The organism is Bradyrhizobium sp. Crot121, assembly GCF_059512385.1.
Map to the genome: position 1 here is coordinate 1 of NZ_JCAMOR010000149.1, position 8665 is coordinate 8665.

The following is an 8665-nucleotide window of genomic DNA, read 5'->3' on the forward strand; positions in this document are numbered from 1 at the left end:
AACGTTCGTGACGATCGCGAGCCGCCCCTCTCTTGGGTGAGACGCGCGGAGTTAAATCACTGATTTGCCCGACGGCGAAAGCGAAATGTTTTTCGCTGATAGTCTGGACACGTTTCTGCTGATTTGCCCGTCGGGTTGATATGTCGCACCCAAAGCAACCACAACATCATTGCGAGCCAACGGATAAGCGCGAAGCGCCGTCCGATGACAGGCTCCGCGAAGCAATCCATAGCGCAGCGAACGGAGGCATGGATTGCTTCGCTCCGCTCGCAATGACGGAGGCTGTCATTCCGGGGCGTCCGAAGGACGAGCCCGGAATCCATTTCGCAGCTTGCGCCAGCGGATGAATGGATTCTCTGATGTGCAATTGCACATCATAGCTCGCGCTGCGCCCGCCCCGGAATGACCGCGGGAGTTGGCAACGGGTGAAGCATAAGTGCGACGGACGAGCGCGAGACTCGTGCTTCGGCAATCGCCGATTGGGCATGGAAGCCTCCCGCATTTCGGCTTTGCCGTCATTGACGGCACATATATCGTTCGCGGCAGGAAACCGACCCCGGTGAAATAGCGGGTAACGATGTCCAGTGATGCGAGGAAAACCATGTCCGATACGCTCCTGTTCTCATCAATGACGATCCGCGGGATCACGCTGAAGAACCGGATCGTGGTGCCGCCGATGCATCAATATTCGGCCGTGAAGGGATTTCCGACCGATTGGCATTTGATGAATGCGGGCAAGTTCGCCGCCGGCGGCGCGGGGCTCGTCATTGTCGAGTCGACCAAGGTCGAGCGGCGCGGCTGCGGCACGGTCGGTGATCTCGGCATCTGGGACGACAAGTTCATCGCGCCGCTCAACCGGCTCGTCACCTTCATCAAGCAACAGAACGCGCTTGCCGGCATCCAGCTCGGCCATTCCGGACGCAAGGCGCGCGCAACGCGGCCGTGGGAAGGCGACGGACCGCTGCAGCGGTCGCCCGAGATCGAGGACTGGGACGATTGGACCCCGGTGGCGCCGAGCGCGATCGCGCATAGTGCGCGCTGGCCGGTACCGCGGGCGCTGGAGCGCAGCGAGGTGAAGGACCTCGTGCAGGCCTGGGGCCAAGCCGCGCGCCGCGCCAATGAGGCTGGCTTCGACGTGCTCGAATTGCACGGCGCCCACGGCTATCTCGTGCATGAGTTCTTGTCGGAGCGCGGAAACCAGCGCACCGACGAGTATGGCGGCTCGGAAGAGAACCGCATGCGCTTCATCATCGAAGTGACGGAGGCGGTGCGCAGCTATTGGCCCGACCACAAGCCGCTGTTCGTGCGGCTGTCGGTGGAGGACAATGCCGGTTGGGGCCCGGAGCAGAGCGTACGGCTCGCCCGCATCCTGAAGGCGAAAGGCGTCGATGTCATCGATTGCTCGTCCGGCGGCATCACCGACATGGCGCCGATCCTCGGCAAGGAAATCAAGTACAACTACCAGGTGCCCCTATCGGAATACGTCCGCCGTCACGCCGACATCCTCACCATGGCCGTCGGCCTCATCATTCATGGTGACCAGGCGGAACAGATCCTGCGCGAAAAACAGGCAGATCTGATCGCGATTGGGCGCGAAATCCTCAACAACCCGAACTGGCCGATGGACGCCGCGCTGAAGCTTGGCGTGGACGGGCCATTCCGTAATGTTCCGCCGCAGTTCGGCTATTGGCTGGGCACGCGCGCCAAACGCGGCTTTGGAACCAATCCGTCGACCTGGCAGAGCGGCCTCCAGGAGGGACGTCCATAGCGGCGCACGAGCAACGCACGATGTCGTGAGCGACGGTATTTCTCCGGTACAATTGGCCTTGATCCGACCAAAAAGGCATTGTGTGTTTGTCCACGTCGGGTGAGAACGACGATTCATCACAGTCGTGGCGGCTACAGCGGGAAGGATCGCACGCATGCGCAGGAATTTTGGCTTTCTCCTCGGCACGGTGACCGGTGCTGGCCTTACCCTTCTCGTCACCGCCCCGCAGGGCGCCAATCTGGTTGCGGTCGCCAAGGCCGCGGTCCGCTCCGATACCTATTCCCAGCTCAATCTGTTCGGCGACGTGTTCGAGCGCGTCCGGACCGACTATGTCGAAAAGCCCGACGACTCCAAGCTGATGGAGGGCGCGATCAACGGCATGATCTCCTCGCTCGATCCGCATTCTCGTTACATGAACGAGAAGGGCTGGACCGACATGCAGGAGACCACCCACGGCGAGTTCGGCGGCCTCGGCATCGAAGTCACGATGGAGGATGGTTTCATCAAGGTCGTCGCGCCGATCGACGACACGCCGGCTTCGCGTGCCGGCATCATGTCGGGCGACATCATCACCCAGATCGATGACGAACAGATCCAGGGCATGACGCTGGATCAGGCCGTCAACAAGATGAAGGGCCCGCCCAACAGCCAGACCAAGCTGAAGATCATCCGCAAGGATGCCGACAAGCCGATCGACGTCGCCATCACCCGCGAGATCATCCGCGTGCGCCCGGTGCGCTTCCACACCGATGGCGGCAATATCGGCTATATCAGGATCAACTCGTTCAATGAGCAGACCACCGAGGGCCTGCACAAGGCGATCGCCGATATCTCCAAGGAGATCCCGCAGGACAAGCTTGCCGGTTATGTGATCGACCTGCGCAACAATCCCGGCGGCTTGCTCGACCAGGCGGTGTCGGTGGTGAGCTCGCTGATGGCGCGCGGCGAGGTGGTCTCGACCCGCGGCCGGTTGCCGGAGGAAACTCAGCGCTTCACCGCTCGCGGCGGCGACATGACCAAGGGCAAGCCGCTTGTGGCCCTGATCAACGGCGGCTCGGCCTCTGCCTCCGAGATCGTGGCCGGTGCGCTGCACGACCACAAGCGCGCGACGCTGATCGGCACCCGCACCTTCGGCAAGGGCTCAGTGCAAACCATCATTCCGCTCGGGGCTGGCAATGGCGCGCTGGCGCTGACCACCGCGCGATATTTCACGCCGTCGGGCCGATCGATCCAGGCGCAGGGCATCGCGCCCGATATCGAGATCCTGCAGGATGTGCCGGACGAATTGAAGACGCGTGCCGAGATCAAGGGCGAGGCCTCGATGCGCGGGCATCTGGCGGCCGAAGGCACCGAGCAGACCGGCTCGCAATCCTTCGTCCCGCCTGACGAGAAGAACGACAAGGCGCTGAACGCTGCCTACAACCTGTTGCGTGGCGTCACCGTCAACGCCGACGCCAAGGGCGCGCCGAAGCGGACGATCCCGAACTGAACATCACGTTGACGTGGGAAGGCGGTATCGAGACGCATCAGAGTTCGTCATGCCCGGACTTGTCCCGGGCATCCACGTCTCTGCTGCTGTGCAAGCCTCTTCGTGGATGGCCGGGACGAGCCCGGCCATGACGGGCCTCATGCCGGAATCGTAGGTGGGCAAAGCCAACGGGTCGCGCGAACGCGCGCCCGATGACAGGCTCCGCGTGCCCACCGTCCACGGACGGTGCAAGAAAGGTGGGCACGCTTCGCTTTGGCCACCCTACTGTCGAGCGGACCGGTGGGTCCGCGAGCGCTTGCCGACCGACGGGATCGGTGGATCCTGAGCCCACATCCCGTAACCCTGGTCGATGTAGCGCTGATAGCCGCCTATAGGGGTTGCCCGGACCTTTGTTCTGGCAATTGGCGTTGGGGTAGAATTGCGCGCAATAGCCGGGCTCTGAAATCACCTGCTGTGCCATTGCCGGCGCGCTGACCACGCTGAGCGCTGCAGCCGCACCAAGAAGCTTGAAGGCCCACATTGCGTTGCTCCTTCAAAAGGCTACGTCAAATGTAACACCGCAAGCGGTAACGCACTCCGGGCCACCCGGTCACAGCCGCGTGACAGAGCCGTCGTGGCGTAAGGCCGTTTGAATGGGTGTCAGCGATAGACGGCGCGATAGTGGCCGGACTTGCCGCCCTGCTTCTCGACGAGGTGGATCCCTTCGATGCGGACGCCGCGTTCCACCGCCTTGATCATGTCGTAAATGGTGAGGCAGGCGACCGAGACCGCGGTTAGCGCCTCCATCTCGACGCCAGTCGGGCCGGTGACCTTGACGGTCGCCTGCACGATGCAACCCGGCAGTTTCTCGTCCGGCTCGATATCGACCGTGACCTTCGACAGCGCGAGCGGATGGCAGAGCGGGATCAGTTCCGAGGTCCGTTTCGCCGCCATGATGCCGGCAATGCGCGCGGTGCCGAGCACGTCGCCCTTCTTGGCATTGCCTGAGACGATCAGCTCGAGCGTTGCCTTGCTCATGACGACGCGGCCTTCGGCAACGGCTGTGCGTTCGGTCGCGGGCTTGGCGGAGACGTCGACCATGCGTGCCTCACCGCTGGCATCGATATGGGTGAGGGCGGGACCGCCCTTTGACTTCTCCGCCATCGCTCTAACGGGTCCCGGTGGTGCGTGGCGCGCTTTTGCGTGCGAGCAGCGCGCGGGTTGCCGCTGTTACATCGGCCTGACGCATCAGGCTCTCGCCGACCAGGAAGGTCGACATGCCCACGCGTTCCAGCCTGGACAGATCGTCCGGCGTGAAGATGCCGCTTTCGCCGACCATCAGCCGCTCCTTCGGGATCAGCGGTGCCAAGGCCTCGCTGGTCGCGAGCGTGGTCTCGAAGGTGCGGAGATTGCGGTTGTTGACGCCGATCATCGGCGAGCGGAGCTTCAGCGCGCGGTCGAGCTCGCCGCGGTCGTGGATTTCGATCAGCACGTCCATCTGCAGCGCGAGCGCGGCGTCCTCGATATCCTTGGCCGCTGCGTCATCGAGCGCGGCCATGATGATTAGGATGCAGTCGGCGCCGTGGGCGCGGGCCTCGAGCACCTGATAGGTGTCGAACATGAAATCCTTGCGCAGCACCGGCAGATTGGTTGCCGCGCGCGCCGCGACCATGAAGTCGAGATGGCCCTGGAACGAGGGCGTATCCGTCAGCACCGAAAGGCAGGCCGCGCCGCCGGCCTCATAGGCCTTGGCCAGGACAGGCGGATCGAAATCGACGCGGATCAGGCCCTTCGATGGCGAGGCCTTCTTGATCTCGGCAATCAGCGCGTAATCGCCGCGCGCGTGCTTTTCGCGGATAGCGCGCACGAACCCGCGCGGCGGCGACGCGGCCTTGGCGCGCGCCTCGATCTCGGGCAGCGGATGCGCGCGTTTGGCTGCGGCGATCTCCTCGCGCTTATAGGCTTCGATCTTCTTCAGGATGTCGGACATCGCGGACCCTATGTCTCTATGAGCATGATCTTTTCGGAAAACCGGTTCCCACTTTTCCGGATCATGCTCTAGCTGTTGGAAACCGCGATCAAATGTTTGAGCTTCGCGGCGGCGGCACCGCTATCCAACGAATTGGTCCCGAGCGCGACGCCTTCGTTCAAATCTTTGGCACGGCCGGCGACGATCAGCGCCGCGGCGGCGTTGAGCAGCGCGACGTCCCGATAGGCGCTCGGCTCGCCATTGAGCACGCTGAGCAGCGCCACCGCGTTGGCATCGGCATCGCCGCCCTTCAGCGCCTCGCTGCCGACGCGGCCAAAGCCGGCATCGTCAGGGGAAACTTCGAAGGTTCTGATCTCGCCGCGCTCCAGCGCCGCGACGAAGGTCGGGCCGGTGAGGGTGATTTCGTCGAGCCCGTCGGAGCCGTGCACCACCCAGGCCGCTTCCGAGCCGAGGTTCTTCAGGACCTGCGCCAAGGGCTGCACCCATTGCCGCGAGAACACCCCGACCATCTGCCTCTTGACGCCGGCGGGATTGGAGAGCGGGCCGAGCAGGTTGAAGATGGTACGGGTCGCAAGCTCGACCCGGGTCGGGCCGACATTCTTCATGGCCGGGTGATGGGCGGGGGCGAACATGAAGCCGATCCCGGCTTCCTGGACGCATTGGCCGACCTGGGCCGGGGTAAGATCGATCTTGACGCCGAGCGAGGCCAGCACGTCGGCGGCGCCCGAGCGCGACGACAGCGCGCGGTTGCCGTGTTTTGCGACCGGCACGCCCGTGCCGGCCACGATGAACGAGGCGCAGGTCGACACGTTCACGGAGCCGGAGCCGTCGCCGCCGGTGCCGACCACATCGACCGCATCAGGCGGCGCGGTCACCCGCAGCATCTTGCTGCGCATTGCCGACACCGCGCCGGTGATCTCGTCAACGGTCTCGCCGCGCACGCGCAGGGCCATCAGGAGGCCGCCCATCTGCGAGGGCGTGGCTTCGCCCGACATCATGCTGTCGAAGGCGCTTGCGGCTTCGTCGCGCGACAAGGTTGCGCCGGTGGCGACTTTCGCAATTATCGATTTCAGGTCGTCCATCGCCCGCCCGTGAAGATTTTAGAGCATGATCCGGAAAAGTGGAAACCGGTTTTCCGATAAGATCATGCTCAAACAAAAGATGAGAGCATGATCTAATCGGATCATGCTCAGTTGTTATTCGCGCCCGTCACCTGTGCGAAGGCGGCCTGATTGATTGTGGTTCCGATGTCTTTTTCGATCTTGTTGACGTATTGCGCGACCTGCTCGTCGGTCAATCCGCGCTGCAGCGCCTCTTTCAACTTCTTCACCTCCTCGGAGGAAAGATCGACCGGCGGCACGATGATGTCGGTGACGCGGAAGACGACGCGCTCGCCACCGGTACCCGTGGCCTGACCGACGCCATCCTTGGCGGTGCGGAACGCAGCCGCGACCACGCTCTCAGGCACGGCCGGTAGCGAGGCATCGCGGCGGAATTTATCCGCAGTCTCGACCTTCACGCCGAGTGCGGAGGCTTCGTCGGCGAGCTTGCCGCCGGCCTCGACCTTCTTGACGATCTCGGTTGCCTTTTCGCGCAGCCTGGTCGCGATCTGGTCCTCGCGCCATTTCGCCTCGACCTGGGCGCGCACCTCGTCGAGGCTGCGCTCGCGCGACGGCGTCACGCCGAGCACGTCGTACCAGACATAGCCGCCGCGGAACTGGATCGGCTCGTTGTCGACGCCGACATCGCTGCCGAAGGCCTGCGAGACCACATCGAGACCGGTCGGAATGTTCGCCACGAGCTGGCCGTTCGGCATGCGGCCGGAGCGGTCGACGGCGTCGATGGTGACGGCGGTCAGCCCAAGCTTCTGCGCCGCCTCGGCGAGATTGGCGCCGCCGCCGCGCTCGTCTTCCATCTTGTTGTGGAGATCGGCGACCTTCTCGCGGGCGCGCTCGGCTGCGATCTGCTTCTTGATCTCGCCGGCCATGCTCTCATAGGTCGGCGTCGTGCCCGGCTCGATCTTGCCGACCTTGACCAGCGCCACGCCAAAGCGGCCCTGCACCGGCTGGCTGACTTCGCCCGAGGGCAGGGAGAACGCCGCATCCGCAACCGCCGGATCGAGGATCGCCGACTTCGCGACCATGCCGAGATCGACGTCGGTCAGGTTGAGGTTGCGTTCCTTGGCGAGGTCGTCGAACGAGGTGGTCGAGGTCAGCCGCGCACGTGCGGCAGTGGCTTCTTCCACGTTCGGAAACACGATCTGCGATACCTCGCGCTTCTCCGGCGTGCCGAGCTGGTTGCGGCGCTGCTCGAATATCTTCTTGGCATCCTCGTCGGAGACCTCGGTCCACTTGCCGATCTCCTCGGGCGTCACGACGACGAACGCGATCTTGCGGAATTCGGGCGCGCGGAACTGGGCCTTGTGATCCTCGAAATAGGCGGCGAGCGCCTCGGGCGAGGGCGGGTCGATGGTGCCGGCCTGCGCCGCGTCGAGCTTGATGTACTCGATCGAGCGCTGCTCGTTCTGATAACGGACCAGGGCCTCGATCAAGGTCTTTGGCGGCTCGATGCCGGCGCCGATCGTGCCGGCGATCTGGCGGCGGAGGCCGACGCGGCGCTGCTCGGCGAGATAGCGCTGCTCGGTGTAGCCGAACTGGCGGATCACGGACTGGAAGCGCTGCGGCTCGAACTGGCCGTTCAGCCCCTTGAAGTTCGGATCGTTGTAGATCGAGCGCATCGTCTCTTCCTGCGACTGGCCGAGCCGAAGCCGCCTGGCCTCCTCGTCGAGGGCCGCTTCCGCGATCGTCTGCTGCAGCACCTGGCGGTCAAAGCCGAAGGCGCGCGCCTGGTCAGGCGTCAACGGACGGCCGAACTGGCGGCCGACCTGCTGCAGCCGGTCGGTGTAGATCTGGCGGAATTGCTCGGTCGAGATTTCGGTGCTGCCAACCTTGGCGAGCGTCGACTGGCCGAACCCCTTGAAGATGTCGGCGATGCCCCAGATTCCGAAACTGACAATCAAAACGCCCATCACCACGGCCATGACGATCTTGCCGAGCCAGTTTGATGAGGCTGTCCGAATTCCTCGAAGCATGGGTCCAACTTGTTTGAAAGGAGGGGAACCGGGTCGCGCCTGGGGATGATCCGATAAGCGGATTCCTTAAAGCGCGTCACCGAGTTGGGAACGCATCATAAAGTGGCAACTGCGCCGTCGCAACCTAGAGCATGATCCGGAAAAGTGGACCCCGGTTTTCCGGAAAGATCATGCTCAAACAAGAAGCTAACGCGGGACGGCGGATGCCGTCCCGCTATGGCGGCGATTTGTAGCGGTGGACCGCCGGGTCTGGAAGTGACGGCCGGGCTCTGCTAGGTCGTGTGGACTCTTGGGATTCTCAAATCAGATTGAACGTGATTCAAGGCTTTGTTTTAGGAGGAAGCCTTG

At 63.7% G+C, this 8665-nt stretch carries 6 protein-coding genes; 2 read left to right on the forward strand and 4 right to left on the reverse strand.

Annotated features, from left to right (window positions below; all coding sequences use genetic code 11):
- Nucleotides 1-601: 601 nt before the first annotated feature.
- Together AC5ZGW_RS44495 and AC5ZGW_RS44500 are read left to right on the forward strand one after the other, a co-directional pair.
- Entirely contained in the window at nt 602-1768 is a 1167-nt protein-coding gene (locus AC5ZGW_RS44495) for an NADH:flavin oxidoreductase/NADH oxidase (protein WP_130230858.1), read from the forward strand.
- A gap of 154 nt (nt 1769-1922) precedes the next feature.
- Nucleotides 1923-3257, forward strand: coding sequence for a S41 family peptidase (locus AC5ZGW_RS44500; RefSeq protein ID WP_130230860.1), 1335 nt, complete (start codon nt 1923-1925; stop codon nt 3255-3257).
- Between the two features lie 639 nt (nt 3258-3896).
- Here the strand turns inward: AC5ZGW_RS44500 and moaC are convergent.
- The 4 genes from moaC to AC5ZGW_RS44520 all read right to left on the reverse strand — a co-directional run bounded on the left by moaC (nt 3897) and on the right by AC5ZGW_RS44520 (nt 8317).
- Nucleotides 3897-4400: a cyclic pyranopterin monophosphate synthase MoaC gene (gene moaC / locus AC5ZGW_RS44505; RefSeq protein ID WP_130230862.1), complete on the reverse strand. Its 504-nt coding sequence runs from the start codon at nt 4398-4400 to the stop codon at nt 3897-3899.
- 4 nt (nt 4401-4404) lie between these two features.
- On the reverse strand, nt 4405-5226 hold the full coding sequence (gene trpC / locus AC5ZGW_RS44510; RefSeq protein WP_130230864.1) for an indole-3-glycerol phosphate synthase TrpC: 822 nt from the start codon (nt 5224-5226) through the stop codon (nt 4405-4407).
- A gap of 68 nt (nt 5227-5294) precedes the next feature.
- Nucleotides 5295-6308: an anthranilate phosphoribosyltransferase gene (gene trpD, locus AC5ZGW_RS44515; protein ID WP_130230866.1), complete on the reverse strand. Its 1014-nt coding sequence runs from the start codon at nt 6306-6308 to the stop codon at nt 5295-5297.
- A 107-nt stretch (nt 6309-6415) separates the two neighbouring features.
- Complete coding sequence (locus tag AC5ZGW_RS44520; RefSeq protein WP_165435617.1) at nt 6416-8317, reverse strand: peptidylprolyl isomerase; 1902 nt, start codon at nt 8315-8317, stop codon at nt 6416-6418.
- Nucleotides 8318-8665 lie beyond the last annotated feature (348 nt).